The sequence below is a fragment of the Paeniglutamicibacter psychrophenolicus genome, from assembly GCF_017876575.1.
Taxonomy (GTDB): Bacteria; Actinomycetota; Actinomycetes; order Actinomycetales; family Micrococcaceae; genus Paeniglutamicibacter; species Paeniglutamicibacter psychrophenolicus.
Map to the genome: position 1 here is coordinate 4331389 of NZ_JAGIOE010000001.1, position 23117 is coordinate 4354505.

Annotated in this window: 22 protein-coding genes; 13 read left to right on the plus strand and 9 right to left on the minus strand. The window is 64.6% G+C overall.

The window, feature by feature from the left end; all coding sequences use genetic code 11:
* Window positions 1-31: 31 nt before the first annotated feature.
* Window positions 32-907 carry a hypothetical protein gene (locus tag JOF46_RS19455; RefSeq protein WP_209910327.1) on the plus strand — a complete coding sequence of 292 codons (876 nt, stop codon included), beginning with the start codon at window positions 32-34 and terminating at the stop codon, window positions 905-907.
* A gap of 33 nt (window positions 908-940) precedes the next feature.
* Here JOF46_RS19455 and phoH2 read toward each other — a convergent pair whose 3' ends face one another.
* Entirely contained in the window at window positions 941-2200 is a 1260-nt protein-coding gene (phoH2, locus tag JOF46_RS19460) for an RNA 5'-3' helicase PhoH2 (RefSeq protein WP_425355088.1), read from the minus strand.
* Window positions 2201-2495: 295 nt separating this feature from the next.
* Window positions 2496-3257: an isoprenyl transferase gene (locus JOF46_RS19465; protein ID WP_209910330.1), complete on the minus strand. Its 762-nt coding sequence runs from the start codon at window positions 3255-3257 to the stop codon at window positions 2496-2498.
* A 217-nt stretch (window positions 3258-3474) separates the two neighbouring features.
* Between JOF46_RS19465 and trhA the strand changes: the two genes are divergently transcribed.
* Complete coding sequence (gene trhA, locus JOF46_RS19470) at window positions 3475-4155, plus strand: PAQR family membrane homeostasis protein TrhA (protein WP_209910332.1); 681 nt, start codon at window positions 3475-3477, stop codon at window positions 4153-4155.
* On the opposite strand, the gene JOF46_RS19475 is transcribed toward trhA, so the two are convergent.
* Window positions 4152-6377: a thioredoxin domain-containing protein gene (locus tag JOF46_RS19475; protein WP_209910335.1), complete on the minus strand. Its 2226-nt coding sequence runs from the start codon at window positions 6375-6377 to the stop codon at window positions 4152-4154. The two genes, trhA and JOF46_RS19475, sit on opposite strands and share 4 nt — an antisense overlap.
* Before the next feature lie 101 nt (window positions 6378-6478).
* On the opposite strand from JOF46_RS19475, the gene JOF46_RS19480 reads away from it, so the two are divergent.
* Genes JOF46_RS19480 through JOF46_RS19490 form a run of 3 tightly spaced genes read left to right on the plus strand, consistent with a single transcriptional unit; the run spans window position 6479 to window position 7139 of the window.
* The gene (locus tag JOF46_RS19480; RefSeq protein ID WP_209910338.1) at window positions 6479-6616 is read left to right on the plus strand and encodes a hypothetical protein; all 138 of its coding nucleotides are present in this window, start codon (window positions 6479-6481) and stop codon (window positions 6614-6616) included.
* A 20-nt stretch (window positions 6617-6636) separates the two neighbouring features.
* Window positions 6637-6828 carry a type II toxin-antitoxin system RelE/ParE family toxin gene (locus JOF46_RS19485; protein WP_245348206.1) on the plus strand — a complete coding sequence of 64 codons (192 nt, stop codon included), beginning with the start codon at window positions 6637-6639 and terminating at the stop codon, window positions 6826-6828.
* Window positions 6829-6833: 5 nt separating this feature from the next.
* The gene (locus JOF46_RS19490) at window positions 6834-7139 is read left to right on the plus strand and encodes a helix-turn-helix domain-containing protein (protein WP_209910344.1); all 306 of its coding nucleotides are present in this window, start codon (window positions 6834-6836) and stop codon (window positions 7137-7139) included.
* A gap of 552 nt (window positions 7140-7691) precedes the next feature.
* Here JOF46_RS19490 and JOF46_RS19495 read toward each other — a convergent pair.
* The 3 genes from JOF46_RS19495 to mca form a co-directional block, all read right to left on the minus strand.
* Window positions 7692-9446, minus strand: coding sequence for a plasmid pRiA4b ORF-3 family protein (locus JOF46_RS19495; protein WP_209910346.1), 1755 nt, complete (start codon window positions 9444-9446; stop codon window positions 7692-7694).
* Between the two features lie 316 nt (window positions 9447-9762).
* Window positions 9763-10035, minus strand: a complete 273-nt coding sequence (locus JOF46_RS19500; protein WP_209910349.1) for a hypothetical protein — start codon at window positions 10033-10035, stop codon at window positions 9763-9765.
* A gap of 51 nt (window positions 10036-10086) precedes the next feature.
* The gene (mca, locus tag JOF46_RS19505; protein WP_342592515.1) at window positions 10087-11004 is read right to left on the minus strand and encodes a mycothiol conjugate amidase Mca; all 918 of its coding nucleotides are present in this window, start codon (window positions 11002-11004) and stop codon (window positions 10087-10089) included.
* A gap of 109 nt (window positions 11005-11113) precedes the next feature.
* Here mca and JOF46_RS19510 point away from each other — a divergent pair, with 109 nt between their 5' ends.
* From JOF46_RS19510 to JOF46_RS19525, 4 genes are all read left to right on the plus strand, one after another.
* Window positions 11114-11515 (plus strand): DUF4307 domain-containing protein, encoded by a 402-nt coding sequence (locus tag JOF46_RS19510; RefSeq protein WP_209910352.1) that lies wholly within the window; start codon window positions 11114-11116, stop codon window positions 11513-11515.
* Window positions 11516-11789: 274 nt separating this feature from the next.
* Window positions 11790-12284: a transcription elongation factor GreA gene (greA, locus tag JOF46_RS19515; protein ID WP_209910355.1), complete on the plus strand. Its 495-nt coding sequence runs from the start codon at window positions 11790-11792 to the stop codon at window positions 12282-12284.
* Window positions 12285-12758: 474 nt separating this feature from the next.
* Window positions 12759-13004 (plus strand): helix-turn-helix domain-containing protein, encoded by a 246-nt coding sequence (locus JOF46_RS19520; RefSeq protein ID WP_209910358.1) that lies wholly within the window; start codon window positions 12759-12761, stop codon window positions 13002-13004.
* Window positions 12997-14334 (plus strand): type II toxin-antitoxin system HipA family toxin, encoded by a 1338-nt coding sequence (locus tag JOF46_RS19525; RefSeq protein WP_209910360.1) that lies wholly within the window; start codon window positions 12997-12999, stop codon window positions 14332-14334. The genes JOF46_RS19520 and JOF46_RS19525 overlap by 8 nt, the downstream gene beginning before the upstream one ends.
* A 329-nt stretch (window positions 14335-14663) precedes the next feature.
* Here the strand turns inward: JOF46_RS19525 and ilvA are convergent, their stop codons facing one another.
* From ilvA to JOF46_RS19540, 3 genes are all read right to left on the minus strand, one after another.
* Window positions 14664-15914 carry a threonine ammonia-lyase gene (ilvA, locus tag JOF46_RS19530; protein ID WP_209910363.1) on the minus strand — a complete coding sequence of 417 codons (1251 nt, stop codon included), beginning with the start codon at window positions 15912-15914 and terminating at the stop codon, window positions 14664-14666.
* A 103-nt stretch (window positions 15915-16017) separates the two neighbouring features.
* The gene (locus tag JOF46_RS19535; protein ID WP_209910366.1) at window positions 16018-17334 is read right to left on the minus strand and encodes an AI-2E family transporter; all 1317 of its coding nucleotides are present in this window, start codon (window positions 17332-17334) and stop codon (window positions 16018-16020) included.
* 204 nt (window positions 17335-17538) lie between these two features.
* Entirely contained in the window at window positions 17539-18351 is an 813-nt protein-coding gene (locus JOF46_RS19540) for a Bax inhibitor-1/YccA family protein (RefSeq protein WP_209910368.1), read from the minus strand.
* 690 nt (window positions 18352-19041) lie between these two features.
* Between JOF46_RS19540 and JOF46_RS19545 the strand changes: the two genes are divergently transcribed.
* Genes JOF46_RS19545 through JOF46_RS19560 form a run of 4 tightly spaced genes read left to right on the plus strand, consistent with a single transcriptional unit; the run spans window position 19042 to window position 23087 of the window.
* Entirely contained in the window at window positions 19042-20283 is a 1242-nt protein-coding gene (locus JOF46_RS19545; protein WP_209912077.1) for a branched-chain amino acid ABC transporter permease, read from the plus strand.
* A gap of 16 nt (window positions 20284-20299) precedes the next feature.
* A complete protein-coding gene (locus JOF46_RS19550; RefSeq protein ID WP_209910371.1) occupies window positions 20300-21280 on the plus strand; it encodes a branched-chain amino acid ABC transporter permease in 981 nt (326 codons plus the stop codon).
* The gene (locus tag JOF46_RS19555) at window positions 21277-22305 is read left to right on the plus strand and encodes an ABC transporter ATP-binding protein (protein ID WP_209910373.1); all 1029 of its coding nucleotides are present in this window, start codon (window positions 21277-21279) and stop codon (window positions 22303-22305) included. The genes JOF46_RS19550 and JOF46_RS19555 overlap by 4 nt, the downstream gene beginning before the upstream one ends.
* Complete coding sequence (locus JOF46_RS19560; RefSeq protein WP_209910376.1) at window positions 22302-23087, plus strand: ABC transporter ATP-binding protein; 786 nt, start codon at window positions 22302-22304, stop codon at window positions 23085-23087. The genes JOF46_RS19555 and JOF46_RS19560 overlap by 4 nt, the downstream gene beginning before the upstream one ends.
* The last annotated feature ends 30 nt before the right edge of the window (window positions 23088-23117 follow it).

Sequence of the window (23117 nt, forward strand, 5' to 3'; positions counted from 1 at the left end):
ATCCGGTGTCTGGCCTCGCTACACTGAAGTCATGGAACAGCTCAATGGTGCGGCCGTCTTCCCGGACCCGGATCGGGCACCCAGCAAGGAACTCATGGGGCATTTCCGCCGCCTGGCCCGTTCCTCCCCGTGGCTGTGGAACACCGTCCAGATCACCATCGGCGTCACCGACGCGGAGCAGCATGCGATCGCCTTTGCCGCCCCGGACCTGCCCACGCACCTCACGGTGCTGATCAGGCGCCCCGACGCCATCCGCGTCGAGGACAGCTCCGGCGCGGTGCTCTTCCGCACCGAGCACATCAACGACTCCCGCGATGCCAGCTTCGTGGCGGCCACCCGCAAGAGCTGGTTGCTGCCCCCGCAGCTGCTGGCCCCGGTCTACGGGGACGATGGGTTGGTCTCCCGGCGCCCGGAGGCCGACTACGTCAACGAGTTGATGCCGGTGGGGCTGTGGAGCGCGTTCCTGGATCCGGTGGAGGTTTCCGGCTTTGCCCCCGGGCCCGCCGACATGGCCTTCCCGCATCCCAGCACCATCCATTCCCTGCGGTCCATCGGGGACGATTCGGGACGCGAGTGCCTCGAGGCAGTGCTTTCCCGCGGCCACTCCTATGCACCCCTGATGCCCGAGGCTCCCCTGCTGGGCGAGGGGTTGACCCGGATCCGGCTGGATAGGGCCACCGGCATCTGTGTGCTTCGCCAGGTGCTGGACGGGCCCGATGCCGGGGTCGAGCACCGGATCGCGATCACCGCCGTGGACGAATACATGATCGACGGGCTGTTCACCCAGCCGCTGTCCTCGCTCTCCGACGTGCGCCGGGCCCCGCTGTGGCCAATCCCCGGGCTGGCAGACTATCCCGGGCCCGAAGCGCCGGAGCACGCACGGCACCGGGGCGGGCCCGCGGCCTGAACCGCGCGCCCGCACCCGGGGATGTGCAGCGTCCTAGTGGATCCGGTCCTCGAGCAGCTCGGTGACCAGCGCGGCGATCTCGGAGCGCTCGGAGCGGGTCAGGGTGACGTGCCCGAAGAGGTGGTGCCCCTTGAGCTGTTCGACCACCGCCGCGACGCCGTCGTGCCGGCCCACCCGCAGGTTGTCGCGCTGGGCCACGTCGTGGGTGAGGATCACCTTGGAGTTCTGCCCGATCCGCGAAAGCACCGTGAGCAGCACGTTGCGCTCCAGCGACTGGGCCTCGTCCACGATCACGTAGGCGTCGTGCAGGGACCGGCCGCGGATGTGGGTCAGCGGCAGCACCTCGAGCATGCCCCGGCTCAAGACTTCGTCGATCGCGTTCTTGGAGACCACCGAGCCCAGGGTGTCGAACACCGCCTGGGCCCACGGGTTCATCTTGTCCGCCTCGGCGCCGGGCAGGTAGCCCAGTTCCTGGCCACCGACCGGGTAGAGCGGCCGGAAGACCATGATCTTGCGGTGTTCGCGGCGTTCCATGACCGCTTCGAGCCCGGCGCACAGCGCGAGCGCCGACTTGCCGGTCCCGGCCCGGCCGCCGAGCGAGACGATGCCGATTTCCTTGTCCATCAAAAGGTCCAGGGCCAGGCGCTGCTCGGCGGAACGCCCGCGCAGCCCGAAGGCCTCGCGGTCCCCGCGCACCAGGCGCACCAGGTGGTTCCGGTCCACCCTGCCCAGGGCCGAGCCGCGCGGGGAGTGCAGGATCAGCCCGGTGTTCACCGGCTGCTCGGCGGCCTCCTCGAGTTCCAGGGATTCCTCGGCGTAGAGCGCCGACATGTTTTCCTCGGACACGTTCATTTCATGGACGCCGGTCCAGCCCGAGTCCGCGATGAGTTCGTTGCGGTATTCCTCGGCGATCAGCCCCATGGCCGAGGCCTTGATGCGCATGGGCATGTCCTTGGAGACCAGGGTGACATCCAGCCCCTCGTCCAGCAGCGACTTGGCCACGGCCAGGATCCTGGTGTCGTTGTCCGAGTTGCGGAAGCCCACCGGCAACACGTCCGGGGCAATGTGGTTCAGCTCGATGCGCAGGGTTCCGCCCTGCTTGCCCACCACCATGTCATTGGCCAGCCCGCCGTGCTTGGCCCCCAGGTCCTCCAGGGTCCGCAGCGCCTCGCGGGCGAAGAACCCCAGGGTAGGGTCGTTTCGCTTGTGCTCGAGTTCGCTGATCACCGTCAACGGCAGGACCACGTGGTGCTCGGCAAAGCGCAGCATGGCGTGCGGGTCCGCGATCAGCACCGAGGTGTCCAGGACGAAGGTGCGTGCACCCTCCTGGGCGGCCGGTTCGGTGGCGTCCGCAACGGATGCGGCGGGTGAGGTGGTTGGGTGTTCCTGGTTCGCTGCCAAGTCTCGCTCCTCGCGGGGAGATGCTCCCCGAATCGGCGGGCGATGACGGCCTCATCACCCGTTATTCCCCAACATACGCGCACATCAACGCGCAATTCTAGGGCACGTGGCGAGTCGTGATGAAGACGAGATTAAGGTTTCCCTCCCGCCCGGTGTCCGGGAGGTTGCCGCGCCGGGCGCGGCGGCCTCAGGAACCGAAGCGGCGCTGCCGGTCGGCGAAGTCGCGCAGCGCGCGCAGGAAGTCCACGCGCCGGAAGTCCGGCCACAGCGCCTCGCAGAAGTAGAACTCCGAGTAGGCGCTCTGCCAGGTCAGGAATCCGGAGAGGCGCTGTTCGCCCGAGGTGCGGATGACCAGGTCCGGGTCCGGCTGTCCCTTGGTGTACAGGTGGGTGGCCAGCTGGTCAGGGTCCAGGCCCTCGGCGATCTGCGCCGCGTTCTGCCCGTTGGCGTGCCCCTGGAGCAGCAGCGCCTTGACCGCATCAACGATTTCCTGCCGGCCGCCGTAGCCCACGGCCACATTGACATGGATGCCGGTGACCCAGGCGGTGGAAGCCTCCAGCTCGCGCAGCTTGTTGGCCAGGTAGTCCGGCAGCAAGTCGAGGTTCCCGACGGGCTTGACGCGCACGGTCTTGGTTTCGCCCAGCCGGTCCAGGGTGTTGGCGATGATGCCCATGAGGTCATCGAGTTCCTGGCTGGAGCGGTTCATGTTGTCCGTGGAGAGCATGTAGAGCGTGACCAGGTTGATGTCCAGCTCCTGGCACCAGCCGAGGAATTCCAGGATCTTGTCCGCGCCGGCCTGGTGCCCGCTGGCGGTTGTCTGGCCCGAAAGCTTGGCCCAGCGGCGGTTCCCGTCCACGAGCACGCCAATATGTGCGGGCAACTTTTCCGGGGTCAAGAGACCCCGCAGCTGCCGCTCATAGAGCCGGTAGACGAATCCCGGTAGTTCCACGGCGATACTCCTGCTTTGGATAGGGGGTGCATGCGGGCGGTCCCCAGGGACCGCATCCGTTGGTTAACGCTACCGGGTTCCACGGCCGGCGGGGCATCATGACTCGGGCATTGTCCCGGGCAATACCCCACATCGCGCTCGCCGGGGTGCACGGAACCCGGGGTGTCTTGCGGCAAGAAGGCAGTAGACCTACCACGTGGCAAGTTAGGCTGGGTGCATGACCCACCCCTCCGGAAACCGCTCCCGGCCACCGGTTCCGGCCCAGCCGGACAAGCCATTGCTGCGCGGCTGGATACACGCGGCCACCGCCCCGCTGGCCCTGGCCGCGGGCATCGTGTTGGTGGTCCTGGCCCCGGCCGGAGCTGGCAAGATCACCAGTGCCGTCTTCGCGTTCACCGGGGTGCTGCTCTTCGGGGTCTCGGCGTTCTACCACCGCGGGAACTGGTCGCCGGCCACCACGCTGGTGCTCAAGCGGATCGACCACACCAACATCATGCTGCTGATCGCCGGCTCCTACACGCCGCTTGCCTGGGCATTGCTTCCACCGAAGTCCGCCACGATCCTGCTGGTCTCGATCTGGATCGGGGCACTGGCAGGGGTGGGTTTCCGGGTGTTCTACACCGATGCCCCGCGCTGGCTCTACACCCCGGTGTATGTGCTGCTGGGCCTGGCCTCGCTGCTGTTCATCGGGGACTTCTTTGCCGCGAGCCCGGCCGCGGCAATCCTGATCTGCACCGGCGGGGCCTTCTACATCGTCGGGGCGGTGTTCTACGCGAGCAAGGCCCCCAACCCGATTCCGGGCATCCTGGGGTTCCACGAACTCTTCCATGCGTGCACGCTCGTCGGCTTTGCCTGCCATTTCACCGCGATCACCATGGCGGTGCTGGGCACCGCCTAAGCGCCCTGCCCGCCGCGGGCAAGACCGGGCACGATCAGGGCCGCCAGCGAGGGGATGTCGCTGACCGGTGCATGGCAGATTCCGCCACGGCACACATAAAGCCGCAGCTGGCCCTTGGGCCCTGCGGGATATCCGGCCGTCTGGGTTCCGGTGCTTCCCGAGCCCAGCTGGGACAGCCCCGCCAATACTCCCAGGCGCACGGCGGACCGGCGCTCGACCTCGGTTCCGCCGGCCACGGCCAGCTCGGTGCTCGATCCGTGGAGGAACCGGGCGACCACACCCAGGGCGCTGCCGACCGCCTGCGGTGCCCGTTCGGCCAACGCCGGGACGAACCCCAGCAGCATGCGCACCACAGCCAGGTCGGCCTCGCTGCGCACGAACCCGGGATCCGTTTCCGCGGAGCCAAGCTGCAGGCGGCCGGCCCTGTCCAGCAAGGCCGCGGCCAGCAGCGAGGTGGCCGCCGGCACCGCATCGTCAAGCGCCTCGGCACTGCTGGCGCCCCCGCGCACGGCCTGCACCCGCGGGTCGTTGGCTGCGCTGTCGCGCGGCCGTCCATCCTGTAGGAAGATTTTTTGCGCGGAGGCCAGCACCTCGTCGGCCCTCGCAAACCACTCCGGCTCCCCCGTGGCAACCCCCAGCGACTGGAATCCCAGGGCGACCCCCGCGTAGTCCTCGAGCACGGCGTCGATGGCCGTGTTCGCCTGGCCCTGGTGGCTGATGCGGTGGAGCACTCCCCCGGCGCTCGCGGTCGCCGGAGCCCAGTGCACCGCATGGAGGTAGGCGGCCGCCCCGGTGGCGAGCTCCAGCATGCGCGGTTCGCGCAGCAGCACCGCAGCCACGGCCAGCGAGGCGATGGCCAGGCCGTTCCACCCGGCAACGACCTTGTCGTCGCGGCCCGGCTGCACGCGCTTGGCACGCTCGGCATCCAGGGCCGCAAAGGCCCTGGCCAGTTCCGGCCACTCGAACAAGCTGGGGGTTCGCGAAAGCGCAATGGTCATGGGCGCATCCTGCCGCGGGAGGCTTGCCGCCCGGGCATCCTCGGCGGGGAGCCTGGCGCCCTCCCACAGCTGCCAGAAGACGTTGCCCTTCGCCGGAAGCGCATCGGGACGCGGCCCTGCCCGGTTCCCGCTTGGTTCGCCGAGGATCCGGGCGACCTCGGCCCGGGTGAAGACGTAGGTGGCACCCTCGTGGTGGGTTCCGTCGGGCATCACGGTGTCGGCGTCGATCGAGGAGGCGAAGCCGCCGCCGGGAAGCAGCATCCGGTCCTCCAGCCACCTGGATATGCCCATGGCCGAGACCCGGCACAGCTTGGCCACCTCGGGATCGGGCAGCTGCACGGCCGCCCGGGCATAGAGGCCCAGGAGCTGGGCATTGTCGTACAGCATCTTCTCGAAGTGCGGGATCTTCCACCCGGGGTCCACGCAGTATCGGGCAAAGCCGCCGCCAAGGTGGTCGGCCAGGGCGCTGCGGGCCATGGTTTCCAGGGTGTCCGAGGCCAGCGCGGTGGCCTGGCCGGCCGCCGATCCCAGGCCCAGCCCGGCGCGCAAGAGGAAGTCCAGCACGGGGCTGGGCGGGAACTTGGGTGCCGGCGCAAACCCGCCGGTTGGATCCTGCAAGGTGGCCAGCTTGTTCACGGCCGCGGACACGACCGGCGCCAGCGCGGAGCCATTGCTGCCGGTGGGCAGCGGCAGGGCGCGGGAGAACAGCTTGGCCTGTCCCCCGGCCACGGATCCCAGGTGGTCGGCGAGGGTCGTCGCCTGCAGTTCGAGGGCGTCCCGCCGGTTCACCCAGGCATCGGTGACGGCCTCGAGCACCTGCCCGAAGGAGGGCATGCCGGGGCGCGGGGTCGGCGGGAAGTAGGTTCCGGCGTGGATGGCGCGTCCGTCCGGGAGCGTGAACACGCTCATGGGCCAGCCTCCGGCCCCGGTGAGGGTTTGCGTGGCGGCCATGTAGGCCTCGTCGACGGCGGGATGCTCCTCGCGGTCGACCTTGATCGGCACGAAGTGTTTGTTGAGGTATGCGCCGACCCCGGGATCGTCAAAGGATTCGGCGGCCATCACGTGGCACCAGTGGCAGGCCGCGTAGCCGATGGACAAGAAGACCGGGATGTCGCGCGCCTTGGCCTCGGCGAAGGCCTCGTCGCCGTAGGGCCACCAGTCCACCGGTTGGTGGGCATGCTGGCGCAGGTATGCGGAGGCACTGGAGGCGATTCGTTGTCCCATGCCTACAGTCTCCCCCACCAACGCTCTTGAAGTCGTGGCCCGTAAAATCATGCATATACCTGATGTTTGACTGTAGAACCCATAGGTTCTAAATTGAAAACATGTGGAGCGTCGACCTTGAGCTGATCGCCGGGTGGCTCGTTTCGCTTGATGTCGATTCTCGGGAGCAGGTCATTGCCGCCATCCAGCTCGTGGAGGACCGCGGCCCGCAATTGGGCCGTCCGTCGTGGACAGCGTAAATAATTCGCGTCATGCGAACATGAAGGAATTACGGCCGGGCTCATCGGGCAGATCTGAACTTCGCGTTCTTTTCGCCTTCGACCCCCTGCGACAAGCGATCATGTTCATCGCAGGCGACAAGGCCGGAAACTGGGATCGCTGGTACAAGAAAAACATCCCCGTTGCTGACGATTTGTTCGACGACCACCTACGCTCATTGAAAGGAAAATGACCGTCATGGCAATGTCACTAAAGGACTTCCTCGCAGAGCACCCCGTGGACTTGGAACGAGTCGAGGCACACAAGGAGCGGATGCTTGCTGAGGTCCGCGCCTACCGGCTCCGTGAGCTGCGCGAAGCAGCAGGAATGACGCAGGAGCAAGTCGCCACCCGGATTGGCGTCTCCCAGCGCCAGGTCTCCAAGATCGAGCACGGAAATTTGGAGAACTCCAAAGTCGGGACCATTCGTGGCTATATGGAAGCCGTCGGTGGAAACCTCACCATCGAGTACGTGATCGGCGACGCACGCGTCCAAATCGCCTAAGGGCAACTCCGGCGATGGGTTCATGAATTGAGAACTCACGGCGGACATGGCTTCGACGCTCGGTGTGCTCGTCGCCCTCGCAAGTGCCGTCGCCACAGTCGTGTTCGGCGTGCGCGCTGAGTTCGGTGCCGCTACACGATCCGAACACGCAGCTGCCCTGAGCGATCCGAGCGCCCGCTGTGCCGTCGTGTTGCACCCGAATGCCAAACCCGCAGCAATTCCATACCGCGCTGGTCGATGACATACGTCGCGAGGGAGCACACGCCCCCGCTGCCCGAGGTGGTGGCCCTGCATGGAGCAGGCTACGACAAGCGCCGGGTCGCGCATCTATCTTGGACATCGATCATCCAGGGGTAGCATGGGGAGACTTGGACGCGGACGGGGTGAATATCTCGGCCCCGCGCAGCGCCGCCAGGCTGTTCACCCGAGGCCGGGGATTTCGAACTGATGCGGGAACGCGGCGGGCTGAGCCTGGAACAGGAACGCATCGGCTGGGCGCACGCGCTGCAGGCCACTCGACGCACGCTGCCAGCCGGCTGGCTGGCTGGCGCCCTAGACCCTCAGCTGCAGCGCAAAGGCCGCGTCGATGCGTTTAGCATCAAAATCCGACTCGTCAAATAACATGCCCTCGGACAGTCCCAGCATGTCTCGTACGTGCTCGAAATCCTCGTGGCTTGAATCGTTGCTGACTTCAATGGCGTGGTACCAGCCCGGGATTCCGCCGATGTCGTCTACCGGGGCGCGCATGCGCCCACCGGTGCAACGCACGGCTTGCCCCGCGGGCGAGTCGATAATTTTCTCCACCATGATCTTGTGTCGCCAGCTGTCGCCAAAATCGTAGTTGTAGTAGATCTTGTCCTTTGGCCTGCCCACCAGCTGGCCCAGGGTGTAGTCCCACTCATCGAGCGTTTCTTCAAGTTCCATGTCGGGATCGGAGAACCTCTGGCTCTCTCCGTACGGTCCGGCGAATGGGAGCTCGAAATCATGCAGGTGGCTGTTGTCCCACTCGAAGGCGACCTGCAGCGCGACATGCAGATCAGCCAGGGACATCGTGGCGGGCACCACCAGCCGGCGCCATACCGGAGGTTGCATGTGTTCCAGATCCACGCGCAGCTGCAGGCTCTTGCCGTCGGGCACCAGTGCGTCGAGTTCGAGCCGGTCGGTTTCCCCCAACTCGGCCAATCCGGGCATGTTCCCCGTGGACCCCGGGCCAAAGACCTCCTTGATCATGCCCACCATCTTGGCGGGATCGACATTGGAGAGCTGCTCGTCCATTACATACATCGAGAACAAGTCATAGCTTCGAGTGAAAGCCGGATCCGCGCGGTAGTGCGTATCGATCTGGACCACGCCAAGCTCCGCAAGTTCCTCAAGCATGTCGCACAGGGCCTGGAGGGAAGGATCGGCCGCCACATCGCTCGTGGCGAAGACTTCGGGCCTGGAGGAATACAACGCGGCATCCAGAATCTGCATAAGGCTACCGCGCAATGCAGCACCGTTGATTCGGTCATGCTCCACGATCCAGTCGCCGTAGGACATCATGAAGGCCCCGATGAATTCGGCGACGATATCGCGATTTTCTTCCGAAACCTCGCCGTCGAGGAAATCCCGGGCGTACAGGCCCTGCGTTGCCCATGCCTTGTCCACCTCGATTAGCTCGCATTCAAGCAGCGAATCCCAGATCAGCTGAAGCCGCTTGACCGCTTTCATGGAACCTGCATAGGGGGCCAGGTCGTCCTGGCCTTCGGTGCCAAGCCCGGGAAGGGTGGCTTCGGTCGGCTGCTTCGAGGTGCGAATCGCCACCCCGGCAACGGCCGCCGCTTCAACGAGCTCCTTTTTGGGCAGGCCACCCGAGGCCGTTAGCTCGCGCCCCGCATCAACCCATGCCAGGAGCTGGCGAGCATACCGAACCAGCGGCATTGCATTGAAGACCTCGAAGGACTCGGCATCACTGACCGTGGGAAGTTCCTCATGCTCCTCGCTGCCAGCGGGCCCGCCTTCGACGACGGCATGGAGCGCGTCAAAAGCTTGTTCGGAACCAGTCCAGCGTTTCTGTTCCTGGAGGAAATGCAGGTACGCGTCAAAGGTGCTCTTGAAGATTTGTCCGCTCATCGCCGCGCCGTCGGCCTGGGCGGCCTCGGCCAGCACCACTGCAAACTTGTCCGGGGCAAACTCCGTTGTGGACGCCTGACCGGTCGAGTCCGCATACCTGTCTATGAGGTGGTGGAGTCGTTCGAGCGTCACCAGGGCAATGTCCCGGTCGACCCCGTAGGATGCGATGATCCAGTTCATGAAGGTGCCGGCCAAGACGTCGATCCCTGCCTTGGCCCGAACCCGTGGAATCGAAACGATCTCCCGCTTGACAGCGCGCTTGGGCTTGGACTGTTTCTTGCGGCTTTTGCTTTTCGCCATTCCGGCTCCACTCTTGATCCGCCTGCACCTGCGACACCCGGAACGCACCTGCAAGCAGCTGATAACGACTCCGAACAAGGTTACACGGCGTCATTCAGCATCCCCCGAGTGTCTCTGCCGGGCGCCGGCTGTCGGTGCGGCCCCCACGTATGGGTACGGCCCCGGCTGAGAAAAATCCGCCGGGGCCGTGCCTTGGATGATTCGGCGCGTTTTAGCGCGCGGGGGTGTCGCCCGGTTCGTCGGGCTGGATTTCCTTGCCCTTGTCCACCAGCTCCTGCTGGCGTGCTTCGGCTTCGCCCTGGTAACGGACCCGGCGGATGCGGCGGGTCATGTCACGGATCAGGAAAATGGTGACGATGACGACCGCTGCGGTGGCAACAAAGCCAACGAAGCCCGGGCCGATGTTCTGGGCGGCGTCCCCCACGGGCGCGCCGGGTACCGGGGACGGACTAACGGAGGCTGCATACAGCAGTAACGAATACACGCGCGGGGCTCTTTCTGAAAAAGTTGGCGACCGGATTCACCGGCACGCTACCTATCTTAGACCGGCAAACAGGTCGGTCTCTGGGAGTGTGGTGGGAACCGAGGATTTGATCAAGGTGAAATCCTCCCAAGGCCAGGCCTTGGCGTAGATCGCCTCGGGCACGGCAAAGAAGAAACCGGTCGGATCGATCTGGGTCCGGTGCGCCAGCAGCGCCTGGTCTCGCTGCTTGAAGAAGCCAGCGCAGTTCACCTGCGTGGTGGTCTTGTGCGGCGAGACCCACCCGAAGAACTGCTCTTCCGGGTGCTCCTCCCAGGCGGCAACGCGCTCGGCATAGGGCGAATCGATGCCGGCATCGACCATCGCGTAGTGCAGGGTCCGGAAACGCTCCGGGGCAAAGGCGCGGTCATAGTAAAGCTTCGAGGTTTCCCAGGGCTCGCCCAGCTCCGGGGAACTGTCGGCCTTCGCGGCTTCCGCGAAGGCATGCACCGCGACCTTGTGCGCCTGGATGTGGTCGGGGTGGGGGTAGCCGCCGTTTTCGTCGTACGCAATGATCACGTGCGGCTTGAACTCGCGGATCAGCTTGATCAGCGGGGCGGATGCGCGGTCCAGCGGCTGCAGCGCGAAGGAGCCGAAGTCGAGTTCCGGCAGCGGATCGCCCTCGGGCAGCCCCGAGTCGGTGAATCCGATCCAGCGGTGTTCGATGCCCAGCACCGCCGCGGCCTCTGCCATCTCGGTGCGCCGCACGCCGGTCAGGTCGCGGTGCGCGTGGGCGAGCTCGCCCACGGCGGCATTGAGGATGTCCCCGCGTTCCCCGCCGGTGCAGGTTGCCACCATCACCCTTGCCCCGGCGGCAACGTATGCCGCCATGGTGGCCGAACCCTTGGACGCCTCGTCGTCGGGGTGTGCATGGACCGCCAACAAACGCAGGCCCGATGAATCAGCGATATGCTCCACGTTTCGTACTTCCACCTAGGTGACTCCAACTTCCTCATGCTCGGTGAAGGGTTCCCCTTGCCAAGGCTTAGACTGGTAGGGATGATTTCCCGGCCGCGACGCCCATGAATCGAAAGAGGCGCCATTGTCCAGCTTAACGAATAGGTACGGTTCGCCCAAGCGCGGCCTGGCCAAAAGAACCCGCAAGACGCTGATCATCCTCGGCCTGGCCGTTGGCATCTTGGCTGCGTTCTACCTGACCACCGCCACCAATTCGAAGGTGGACTTCAAGGACAACTCCTTCATGGTCCACTCCCCCACCAGTGCCACCGCAATCGTGGACATCTCCAAGGATGCCGGCGACACGGTCCAGTGCGAGATCCGCGCGATGAACGAGTCCTACGCCATTGTTGGATGGAAGACGCTGGTTGTGGGCCCCACCGAGGGCAAGGGCATGACGACCACCAGGTTCGATGTAAAGCTCCGTACCGAGTCGCTGGCCACCACCGCAGGCGTCGAGGAATGCCGGCTGGTCAAGGCCTCCTGACCACCGCGGGCACACCGCATCCGGGGCGTCGCCGATTGTTTGGCCTGCACGACGCGCCACTACGCCAAAAGCTCAAACTCTTGGGTAAATAGCCGTTTGGCGGCTAATATCTTTCTAATACGTTAATGCCCCGCTACAGACCGTGACGGACAAAGTTCTTCACCTGCTGTGCGGGGTCTTTGCTTGCAAGATGTTCGTCGCATCATCGGGCGGGACCGTCTCGGCATGTTGTTCCCCCAGGGAGTAGCGGCCCTGATTACACAAGGAGTACCACGTGACCACGACCAATCACGAACCAGTTGTTTGGCTGACCCAAGAGGCCTATGACCGTCTTGCCGCCGAGCTCGAGCACCTCTCGGGCCCGGGCCGTGCAGAGATCGTAGACCGCATTGAGCAGGCACGTTCCGAGGGCGACCTCAAGGAAAACGGTGGCTACCACGCGGCCAAGGAAGAGCAGGGCAAGGCCGAGGCACGCATCACGTACCTCAAGGACCTGCTGCGTCGTGCCCACGTGGGCGAAGCTCCCGCCGATGACGGAATCGTCGAGCCGGGCATGCTGGTCGAGGCAATCATCGCCGGCGACAAGACCACCTTCCTCTTCGGCAGCCGCGAGGTAGCCGGGGATTCGGACCTGGAAGTCTACTCGGAGAAGTCCCCGATCGGCTCGGCCGTCCACGGCGCCAAGTCCGGTGACACACTCACCTACTCCGCACCGAACGGCAAGGAAATCACCGTCGAGATCGTTTCCTGCAAGCCGTACAGCGGCTAGCCTTCCGGCCCGGCGCCGGACGCCGGGCAGCGTGGCCGATGGCCGCCACCAACCCACCCCACCGGGTGGAGGTGGCGGCCATCTCTCGTTTTGCACCCACATGCGTTGGCACTGGACGCAAACGGCCACCGGGTCGGCGAACCACGGTGCGCCACAGTCAATGACGCAACGCACCCCAGATTCGGCCAGGTTGCCCCAAAGGCTTGTCATGCTGGCTTACTTGCGGGCATTGCAGCGCATGGGCGAGCTGACCACCAGGCAGTCCATGGAAGAGCACTTCGAGCCCTACGAAACTAGTCCACTCGCCCTCCCTGCAGCTCCAGCTTCACAAAAACATGAAGTCATCACTCTTCACAATATTGTGAATTCAGCACGCTTCAGGATATTGTTAAGTGTTACCGGTTCATGTTTTTGTGAAACGGGGGTCCGGGGCACTACCTGGCACGCGCTTAAACAGATCGGAGGAGAGGCAAGATGCCTTCCATTGATGTCAAAAATGCCAAAGTTCTCAGCCAAATAATTAAAGCCGCAAGAGAAGGGCAGGGTGTCCAGGCACAAGACTTAGCAGATCGACTGGGACTGACCCCTCAATACATCTCCAAGCTTGAATCCGGAACCTCGACTCTCTTTGCAACGAGGCTGTTTCGTGTTCTCAATCGACTAAATATCAAAATGACGCTCAGCTACGAACCCAAGAAATCCGATGACTCTCATGGCTGAAGCGACTCTGAGCGTTTACCTTCTGGATCAGCTGGTCGGACGAATTACGCGGCACAACGTATCTACGCGTATCAATTTTGATGTTGAACCCGATTATGAAGGTCCCGCAACGGCCCTATCAGAAGGTTTCGCCCTTATTCCGGGCGAGCGGCTTAACTCTGAGCATGTTTCAAACTTCTTCGGAGGGTTTCTTCCCGAAGGACCAAACCGGGATGCGCTTGCCAAGAAGGCCCGCATCGGGGCAAACGACCTTTTCTCGATGTTGGAGCGCTATGGCATGACAATGACTGGCGCGTTGTCAGTTCGGCTGGGCACCTCGGATGCCCTCGAGGGTTCGGGGTATCGTCTGCTGTCAGAGCGTGATCTCCACGCAAAAATCAGGCAGGCTGCGCAAGAGTTCGATCTAGGCAATGAGCCCGACAGCGGTCGGTCAACAATCCCCGGGTTCCAGCCCAAGTTAATGCTCGCCCTACTCGGAGGGAAGTGGTACCAACCACTCAAAGGTTCTCACAGTACACACATCGTCAAACCGTCTCCGGCAAGACGCCCGGAAACGATCTACGATGAGTTTTTCTCCCAGCAGCTTTCCCGGCACATGGGACTTTCCCGTTTCAAAAGTGAACTTATACCAATGGGAAACAAAGCTCATTTTCTGGCGATAGAGCGTTATGACCGCACCGTCACGGAGAGTGCGGACGTGGTGGCAATTCACCAAGAGGACGCTGCACAAGCGCTTGGCCTGGATTGGATCGATTCCTCTGCGAAGTTTCAGAACCCGCGGATGCCCGACCTAAACGCTCGACCCTCAGCGGCAAAGATCGCCGAGTTATTTGGAACCGTAGGCGACGGCTCCGACGCTGAGGTGTGGCTTCAGCACCTCATGTTTAACGTATTGGTTGGAAACCACGATGGTCATGCCAAGAACGTCTCGGTTATCCATGAAGGAGAGGATTCTCGAATAGCAGACCTCTACGACGCCGTTCCGATCTTGCACATCAATGACGATGCCAGCCGGGTAAATTCCGCCAAAATCAATGACGACCTGTCTCTTTCAATCGGTGGCGAATTCAGCCATCACTCGGTAACCATCGATCATTTCAAGTCTGAAGCGAAGTCATGGGGAGCAATTAGCCCACGGCTCACGAACAAAATCATCGCATCAACACTCGAGCAGTTCTCTTCGGCATTAGAAGAGACAGATGAAATTCCAGGGGCAAGCAAAAATTTCAAAGATCGGCTCGGATACAACCTCGACCGCATCGCAGCAGGAAAATCGATCGGCAAGCCGAAGCTGCCGCTGGAGGCTTGGAAGCGCAAGCCTCTGAGCTGAGGCAGCCACCGAGCCTTCGGTTCGCCGCACGCATGATGAGAAACAATTCGCAAGGAGCTCATCCTGGCCACAATGTCGGCATTCGCCACACCAATCATCATCGACACAGTAATAGACGCAATGTTCAACCTGTCTGGGTGGCGGCGAGAACAGTGCCTTGCGGTTTGGTCAATGCCCGGCAGTCATTGCGGTGCCCAGCACGCTGCTTTTCGCCTCGGCGGCACGTTCACGGGCGCGTGCATAGAATCTAGACCTTTGAAGCCTGCGCTCGCTGAAATCCATTTCACCCATCCCGAGGCCTGCTGAGCTCTTGTGCCGGCCGAGCTGCATCAGCCCATGATCATGGGCTGGAAGCCCTCGGCGCGCAGGTTGTTCAGCACCAGCTCCGAGTGCACATGTCCCTTGGTCTCCATGTCGATGGTGATCGCCACGTCGCCCATGGACAGCGAGCCGCCCACGCGGGTGTGGTCCAGGCGGGTGACATTGGCATCGGACTCGGCGATGACCCGGGAGATCGTTGCCAGCTCGCCGGGACGGTCATCGAGCATCATGCGCACGGTCAGGTAGCGCCCGGCCGCGGAGAGGCCGCGCTGGATGACCTTGAGCATCAGCAGCGGGTCGATGTTGCCGCCGGAAAGCACCACCGCGGTCTTGGACGGGGTCAGGCCGAGCTCCTCCAGCTTGCCCTCGAGCAGCGCTGCCACGCCCACGGCGCCGGCCGGCTCGACCACCAGCTTCGAGCGTTCCATGAGGAACACCAGGGCGCGGGCCAGCCCGTCCTCGGATACGGTGACCACGTCGTCGACGAGTTCGCGGATGATCTGGAAGGGCAGCTGGCCCGGGCGGCCCACGGCGATGCCGTCGGCGATGGTGCGCACGGTGTCCAGCGGGACCAGCGCATCGGCGGCCAGCGAGGGAGGGTAGGCAGCGGCGTTCTCGGCCTGCACCCCGATGATCTTGATTTCCCGACCCAGTTCCTTGGCACGTGTCTTGATGGCCACCGCGACCCCGGCCAGCAGTCCGCCGCCGCCCACGCCCATCAGCACGGTGTCGACGTCGGGGAGCTGCTCGAGGATCTCCAACCCGATGGTTCCCTGCCCGGCGATGATGTCGGGGTTGTCGAAGGGGTGCACGAAGACAGCACCGGTCGCGGTGGCGTAGCGCTCGGCCTCGGCCAGCGCCTCGTCCACGTTGTGCCCGTGCAGGATGACCTCGGCCCCGTGGTCGCGGGTCGCGGTGAGCTTGGGCAGTGCCACGCCCAGCGGCATGTAGATGCGGGCCTTGATCCCCAGTCGGCGGGCGGCCTGGGCCACGCCCTGGGCGTGGTTGCCCGCCGAGGCGGCCACGACGCCACGGGCGCGTTCCTCGGCGGTGAGCTTGGCCATGCGCACGTAGGCGCCGCGGACCTTGAAGGAACCGGCACGCTGCAGGTTCTCGCACTTCAGGTAGACCTCGGAGCCGATTTCCAGGGACAGCGCGCGCGAGTGCTCCATCGGCGTGCGGACAGCCACGCCCTCAAGCAGGTCGCGGGCCTCTTCGATGTCGGACAGGCTCACCGGGAGTTGGGTCTTCTGGATCATGGGAGCGGCTTTCTTCTGGGCGTGTTCACACGCGGGTGCAATCAGGAATGGAGGCCTTTCGGGGCCAGGACCTTGGACCGGGGGTAAGCGGTGGGTGTGCGGATCAGGAACCGGGGTCTGGTTCTTCTCCGTCAAGGTCGGCGGGAGCCGGTTCCGCGGAGCGGACCGGCTTGGTAATTCGTGAACCGTTCACGGCCGCCATGGCCGCGGTCTCGGGGCCAAAGAGCGGATCGTGCTCCCAGCCCCGGTCGGAAATGTACTTCACCACGGTGTTGGCCACGGCCAGCACCGGGACGGCGAACAGGGCGCCGGCAATGCCGGCGACGATGGAGCCACCGGCCACGGCCATGACCACGGCCAGCGGGTGCAGGCTCACGGCCTTGCCCATGACCAATGGCTGCAGGATGTGGGATTCGGCCTGTTGGATGAAGAGCACCACCAGCAGCATGATCAGCGCGTTGACCCAGCCGTTGGCCACCAGGGCCAGCAGCACGGCCACGGCCCCGGTGACCAGCGCACCGATGACGGGGATGAACGATCCGATGAAGACGAGCACACCCAGCGGAAGTGCCAGCGGCACCCCGAGGATCAGCGCGCCCACGCCGATGCCCACGGCGTCGATGAAGGCCACAAAGAGTTGGACGCGGACGTAGCTGACCATCGAGCCCCAGCCGCGATGGCCGGCACCGTGGGCGGCGGCCCGGGCACGGCGCGGCAGCAGGTTGATGAAGAAGCGCCCGATGCGCGGTCCGTCCAGCAGCAGGAAGATCAGCGAGAAGAGCACCAGCAGCATGCCCGTCACCACGTGCCCGAGGGTGGTGCCCCAGGACAGCGCACCGGAGAGAATGGACGAGGAGTTGTTCTTGAGCGTGTTCAGCGCGTCTTGGAAAAGCGTGTCGAGGTCCTGGTTGCTCAATCCCAGCGGGCCGGTGGAGAGCCAGTGCTGGATCTGGGCGATGCCGGTCAGGGCCTGGGCCCACAGGGAAGCGAAGCCGTTGGCCAGCCGCTGCCCAACGACGGAGAGGCCTCCGACGATCACTGCCAGGAAACCCACCATGGTCACCCCGACGGAAAGCCCCTTGGGGAATCGCAGGGTGCGGGTCAGGAACTTCACCACGGGGCTGAGCAGCCCGGCCAACAGGGCCGCGATCATCAGCGGGATCACCAGCAGGGAGACGTGGGAGAGCAGCCAGACGGCGATGCCCACGGCCAGCACGATGACAATCAGGCGCCAGGACCAGGAGGCGGCGATCCGCACTCCGTAGGGCAGGTCCTCGGCCTCGGCGTGTGCGGCATAGATGCTCGCCGGGTTCTCGTCGGCCTCGGGTGCGGCAGCCATCCGCTGCTTGGTGACCTGGGCGCTGTGCTGCACCGCTTCGGTGGCAGCGGCCAGGCGCCGCAGGGGGCGCGGCAGCTTCATGCCTTGGCTCCCGGAGAAAGGGGTCCGGGGGTCGCGAGCCCGCGCGCCGTCTTCCCGGTCGAACCCATGCTGCCTGTCAATGCCATGAACATACGTTATCCCTTGGAAGTTGCCGGTGCGGCATAGATGACGCACATATTGCAGAAAAACCGCGGGGCAGTACCCAAATCATGGGTACTGCCCCGCGGTCACACAGCAGATTGACTAGTCGTCGCCACGCAGGATGGCCAGAATGCGCAGAATCTCAACGTACAGCCAGACCAGCGTCACTGTCAGGCCGAATGCGGCAGCCCAGGCCATCTTGGCCGGCGCTCCCTGGCGCACACCCTCGGAGATGTTGGTGAAGTCCAGCACGAGTGCGTAGGTGGCCAACAGCACGGCGAGCACGCCGATGCCGACGCCAAGTATGCCGCTGCGCATGCCGAACATGCCATCGACGGCGCCGAACATCATCAGGCCGAAGTTCAGCAGCGAGAACACGCCGTAGCCGATCATCGCGATCATGAACATGCGGGTCATCTTCGGGGTCGCGCGGTACTTGCCCGAGCGGTAAAGCACCAGGGTCACGGCGAAGACAGAGAACGTGGCGAGCACGGCCTGCATGGCAATGCCCGGGTACATGTTCTCGAAGACGCCCGACAGGCCGCCGAGGAACAGGCCCTCGAAGCCCGCGTACAGCAGGATGAGCACCGGCGAGGGCTGGCGCTTGAAGGAATTAACCAGGCCCAGGCCCAGGCCGACGAGCGCGCCGACGAGCATCAGGGCCGGCAGCTGCCAGCCGATGGCCGCACCAATGAGCACCATGCCCAGGCTCAACATCGTCTTGTTGATGACGTCGGCGTAGGTCATGCGGCCGGTTTCCTGCGGTGACGCGGAAGGCTGCGAGTACAGGTCCTGCAGGGCCTGTGCGCTCATCGGCTGAGCATAGGTGGTGGACGCGGCACCCGTGGCGCCGACCGCACGGGTCTGCTCGCGGTAGTTCTTGGAATTGAAGACCGGGTTTCCGCCCAGGGCCATGGTGTTTCTCCTCGGTAGGGTTGTTAGTAGATAGCCTACGTTGGTTCAACGCTCGGCACAGACCAATAAATCCCCAAATCAAGACCTTTTTGGGCTTAAGAGCGCAGTTCATGGTTTTTAGGTCCCGCAACCTTGCCGATATCCGCGATTTCCCGTGCAGTGATCGGTCCGGTGCCCGCCGCTGCGCGTCCTCGCCCGCAGACCCATGGCGTCGATCCAACCAGCGGACCAGCACCCACGCACTCGAGCCACTCCCCGGCTCCGCCTGCAGAAACGGCGAGATGGAGCCGCTCGCCCCTGCGCGGGATCGGGCGCCGAAGGGGGGCCACCGCTGTGGGCGACACCGTCAAGACCCGGGCAACGGACCGACCCGGGCCTCGCCGCACCCATGGCCCCGGCTCCGGACCGCACCGGGGCCGTGCGGCCTCCAAGTTCCCGGCCTTAACCAGACCGTTACCGTTTCCCCCCAACCAATCGCCGCCAAACCGTATTGCTACACCCCTCCACGGCACTACGATGAGCACACGTGAGTGAGATGAGTCACTTCCGTGTCCGGTGCTTGTGGTTGCCGGGCCACGCCACGACGAGAGGGCTCGCACCGTGTTTCGTCAAGCAAACGCAGCAGTGATCCGCTGGGTGGGGGTCGCAGGGCTCATCGCCTTGTTCGCCGGATTGACCCTCGCCTCGGCGATGCCGGCACTGGCGATGCCCTCGGCAACAGCGGCCGGGCAGGTCCAGGTCCCCCTGCAGAAACAAGAGCTGACGATCCGTGGAACCCTCCGCGACGGATCGGTCCCGATCGAGGGCGTACGGATCACGGCCAGCTCAACCACGGGTTTCAGTGCGGAGGCGACGACCGACAAGAACGGTCGGTGGGTCATCGTCGTTCCCGAAAAGGGAACCTACGAGGTCTTGTTGGACGTCGCCACGCTGCCTGCGGACAAGCCCCTGAGCGAGGGGGAGGCGAACCCGCGCATCGTGGAATTCGCCACCTCGTCCAACATGGGTGTCATTTTCAAGGTCGGTGAGAACGCGGCCGCCGTCACCAGGAGTTTCGGTTCGATCCTGGCCGAGCGGACGGTGGCCGGACTGAGCTTTGGATTGCTCCTGGCCTTGACCGCGGTCGGACTGTCGCTGGTCTTCGGAACAACGGGCCTGACCAACTTTGCCCACGGGGAAATGGTGACCTTCGGCGCCGTGGCAACCTTCGCGCTCTCGGCCTGGGGATTCCCGCTCTGGGCCGCCCTGGTGGTTGCCGTCCTGCTGGGCGGGGCCCTGGGTTGGCTGCAGGATTGGGGACTGTGGAAACCCCTGCGGCACCGCGGTTCGGCACTGGTCCCCATGATGATCGTCTCGATCGGGCTCGCCCTGGCCATGCGCTACATCATCCTGTTCTTCTTCGGCGGCACCACCGAACAACTGCCCTCGGCGCAAAGCCCGATCCTGGACGTGCTGGGGGTTTCGATCTCGCGAAACACGCTCGTCTCGCTGGCGGTCTCGCTGGTGGTGATCATCGTGGTGGCATTGCTGCTGCTCAAGACCCGGTTCGGCAAGGCAACCCGCGCCGTGGCCGACAACCCCGCGCTCGCCGCGGCCTCCGGAATCGATGTGGACCGTGTGATCCGCATGGTGTGGGTGGTCGGCAGCATGCTTGCCGCACTCGGCGGAATCCTGTGGGCCTACTACCGGCCCGGTGTCGCCTTCAACATGGGCCAGCAGATCCTGCTGATGATCTTCGCCGGGGTGACCCTGGGCGGGCTCGGCACGGTGTTCGGGGCGCTCATCGGTTCGGTGCTGGTCGGTCTCATGGTGGAGATTTCGACGATCTGGCTGGAGGCCGACCTGAAATACGTCGGTGCACTGGCGGTCATGATCCTCGTGCTCCTGTTCAAGCCGCAGGGCCTGCTGGGCCGCCGCGAGCGCGTGGGCTAGGGGAAAGGAACCAATCATGGACTTCGCAGCGATCTTCACCAATGCCTTGACGGAAATCGTCAGCCCGATCACCGCCTCCTATGCGCTCGCCGCGCTGGGACTGGCCGTGCACTTCGGCTACGCGGGGCTGCTGAACTTCGGCCAGGCCGGATTCATGGCCGTGGGCGCCTACGGCTTCTCCATCTCAACGCTCACCTTTGGCGCGCCCCTGCCCGTGGCGTTGCTGACGGCGCTGGTTGCCTCGGTCCTGTTCGCGTTGCTCCTGGGCATTCCCACGTTGCGCCTGCGCGCGGACTACCTGGCCATCGTCACGATCGCCGCGGCCGAGATCGTCCGCTACATCGTCACCACCAATTCCCTGACCAACGTCACCGGATCGGCCAACGGCCTGGCCACCTTCGAGCGCGGCTTCTACGCGTTGAACCCCTTCCCTCCCGGCGACTACCCGGTGGGTCCGCTGAACTTCAATGACCGCAGCCTGTGGGTGACCATTGTTGCCTGGTGCATCGTGCTGCTCTGTGCCGCGATCGTGTGGGCGCTGATGCGCAGCCCGTGGGGCCGGGTGCTCAAGGGAATCCGCGAGGACGAGAACGCCGTGCTCTCGCTGGGCAAGAACGTCTTCGTCTACAAGATGGAGGCGCTGGTCATCGGCGGCCTGTTCGGCTCGCTGGCCGGGATCCTGTTCACCTTGCCCACCGGCGCGGTGCAGCCGGCCAACTACGGCTCGGAGCTGACGTTCTTCCTGTGGACGGCGTTGCTGCTCGGTGGCATGGCCACGGTCTTCGGCTCGGTGCTCGGAGCCATGATCTTCTGGGTGGTGCTCTCGCTGACCCAGGGCATCTTGCTGGGGCTCATCGAGGCCGGGTACATCACCTTCCTCTCCAGCGCCCAGGCCGGCCAGCTGCGCTACATCCTGGTGGGTGTGGCCCTGATGCTGCTGATGATTTTCCGCCCGCAAGGAATCATGGGCAACAAGAAGGAGCTCGCTTTCTCATGAGTGACGCACAACGAATTCCGCCAGGGTCCGCCACCGGCCAGGACCCGGACACCTCCCCGTTCAACGACACCGGTCCCATTGCCGTGGGGCCGGCCGCACCCGGTTGCAAGAAGCGCGACCCCATCATCGTCGCCGAGGGCGTGCGCCGCTCGTTCGGTGCACTCAAGGCGGTGGACGTGGACCATGTTGAAATTCCGCGGCACAAGATCACCGCGCTCATCGGCCCCAACGGTGCGGGCAAGACGACGTTCTTCAACCTGCTCACCGGTTTCGACACCCCCGATTCCGGGTCATGGACATTCGACGGGAACAACCTTGCCGGGATCCGCCCCCACCGGGTGGCTCGCCTGGGCATGGTGCGAACCTTCCAGCTCACCAAGGTCATGGGCAAGCTCACCGTCATCGAGAACATGCGCCTCGGCGGCGCCGACCAGCCCGGCGAAGCCCTGTGGCGGGCCATGTTTCCGTGGCTGTGGCGCGCGCGCGAGACCGAGCTCACCCGCACCGCCGATTCGCTGCTGGCCATGTTCAAGCTGGCCGAGAAACGCGAAGACTATGCCGCATCGCTTTCCGGAGGCCAGCGCAAGCTGCTGGAAATGGCCCGGGCGCTGATGGCCGAACCAAGGCTCATCATGCTCGACGAGCCCATGGCCGGGGTCAACCCGGCCCTGACCCAATCCCTGCTCGACCACATCAAGAACCTCAAGTCCACCGGGACCACGGTGCTTTTCGTGGAACACGACATGCACGTGGTCCGCCACATCGCCGACTGGGTCATTGTGATGGCCGAGGGACGCGTGGTGGCGGAGGGACCGCCCAAGGAAGTGATGCAGGACCAGGCCGTCATCGACGCGTACCTGGGGGCCCACCACGATGTCGATCTGGGTGCACCCGAAGGCATCGCCCTCCTGGAAGACGTCTTGAGCGAGGATGCCGAATCCGTTGTCGGCACGGAAGACGCCGGAGAACTCCTGACGGTGCATGAGGAGCCGGACACCCAGGATCCCTACGGGAGGCAGCCATGAGCACCGAAGCGGAAGTCGCCGTCGTCAGCGTCACCGACCTGGTCGCCGGTTACCTGCCCGGGGTCAACATCCTCAACGGCTGCAACCTCGAGGCACGCCAGGGTGAACTGATCGGCATCATCGGTCCCAACGGGGCCGGCAAGTCGACACTGCTCAAGGCGATGTTCGGGCTGGTGAAGGTCCATTCGGGGCGCGTGGTCGTCCATGGGGCAGACCTGACCGGGCTCAAGGCCAACAAGCTGGTCTCCCGCGGGCTGGGATTCGTGCCGCAGACCAACAACGTGTTCCCGGCGCTGAGCATCCAGGAAAACATGGAGATGGGCATTTTCCAGCGCCCCAAGGACTTTGCCAAGCGCTTCGAGTTCGTCACCTCGCTCTTTCCGGAGTTGGGCAAGCGCCGCAACCAGCGCGCCGGTTCCCTCTCCGGCGGCGAGCGGCAAATGGTGGCCATGGGCAGGGCGCTGATGATGGAACCTGCGGTGCTGCTGCTCGACGAGCCTTCGGCGGGCCTCTCCCCCGTGAGGCAGGACGAGACCTTCCTGCGGGTCCACGAGATCAACAGGGCCGGCGTGTGCGTCATCATGGTCGAGCAGAATGCCAGGCGGTGCCTGCAGATCTGTGACCGCGCCTACGTCCTTGACCAGGGCCGCGACGCACACACGGGCACCGGGCGCGAATTGCTCAACGACCCCAAGGTCATCCAGCTCTATCTGGGCAACCTGGCCGAGACCGTGGAACGCGAGGAGTCCGAAGGCGGCACGCCGCCGCCCGCATCTCTTTAGCAATGCCACGGCCCGCGCCGGGCACAAGAA

Coding starts and splice junctions, on each gene's coding strand:
- JOF46_RS19455 (WP_209910327.1), top strand. CDS start 32: ATGGAACAGCTCAATGGTGCGGCCGTCTTCCCGGACCCGGATCGGGCA.
- trhA (WP_209910332.1), top strand. CDS start 3,475: ATGACCCACCCCTCCGGAAACCGCTCCCGGCCACCGGTTCCGGCCCAG.
- JOF46_RS19475 (WP_209910335.1), bottom strand. CDS start 6,377: ATGGGACAACGAATCGCCTCCAGTGCCTCCGCATACCTGCGCCAGCAT.
- JOF46_RS19480 (WP_209910338.1), top strand. CDS start 6,479: ATGTGGAGCGTCGACCTTGAGCTGATCGCCGGGTGGCTCGTTTCGCTT.
- JOF46_RS19485 (WP_245348206.1), top strand. CDS start 6,637: ATGAAGGAATTACGGCCGGGCTCATCGGGCAGATCTGAACTTCGCGTT.
- JOF46_RS19490 (WP_209910344.1), top strand. CDS start 6,834: ATGGCAATGTCACTAAAGGACTTCCTCGCAGAGCACCCCGTGGACTTG.
- JOF46_RS19520 (WP_209910358.1), top strand. CDS start 12,759: ATGCCTTCCATTGATGTCAAAAATGCCAAAGTTCTCAGCCAAATAATT.
- JOF46_RS19525 (WP_209910360.1), top strand. CDS start 12,997: ATGGCTGAAGCGACTCTGAGCGTTTACCTTCTGGATCAGCTGGTCGGA.
- ilvA (WP_209910363.1), bottom strand. CDS start 15,914: ATGATCCAGAAGACCCAACTCCCGGTGAGCCTGTCCGACATCGAAGAG.
- JOF46_RS19535 (WP_209910366.1), bottom strand. CDS start 17,334: ATGAAGCTGCCGCGCCCCCTGCGGCGCCTGGCCGCTGCCACCGAAGCG.
- JOF46_RS19540 (WP_209910368.1), bottom strand. CDS start 18,351: ATGGCCCTGGGCGGAAACCCGGTCTTCAATTCCAAGAACTACCGCGAG.
- JOF46_RS19545 (WP_209912077.1), top strand. CDS start 19,042: ATGCCGGCACTGGCGATGCCCTCGGCAACAGCGGCCGGGCAGGTCCAG.
- JOF46_RS19550 (WP_209910371.1), top strand. CDS start 20,300: ATGGACTTCGCAGCGATCTTCACCAATGCCTTGACGGAAATCGTCAGC.
- JOF46_RS19555 (WP_209910373.1), top strand. CDS start 21,277: ATGAGTGACGCACAACGAATTCCGCCAGGGTCCGCCACCGGCCAGGAC.
- JOF46_RS19560 (WP_209910376.1), top strand. CDS start 22,302: ATGAGCACCGAAGCGGAAGTCGCCGTCGTCAGCGTCACCGACCTGGTC.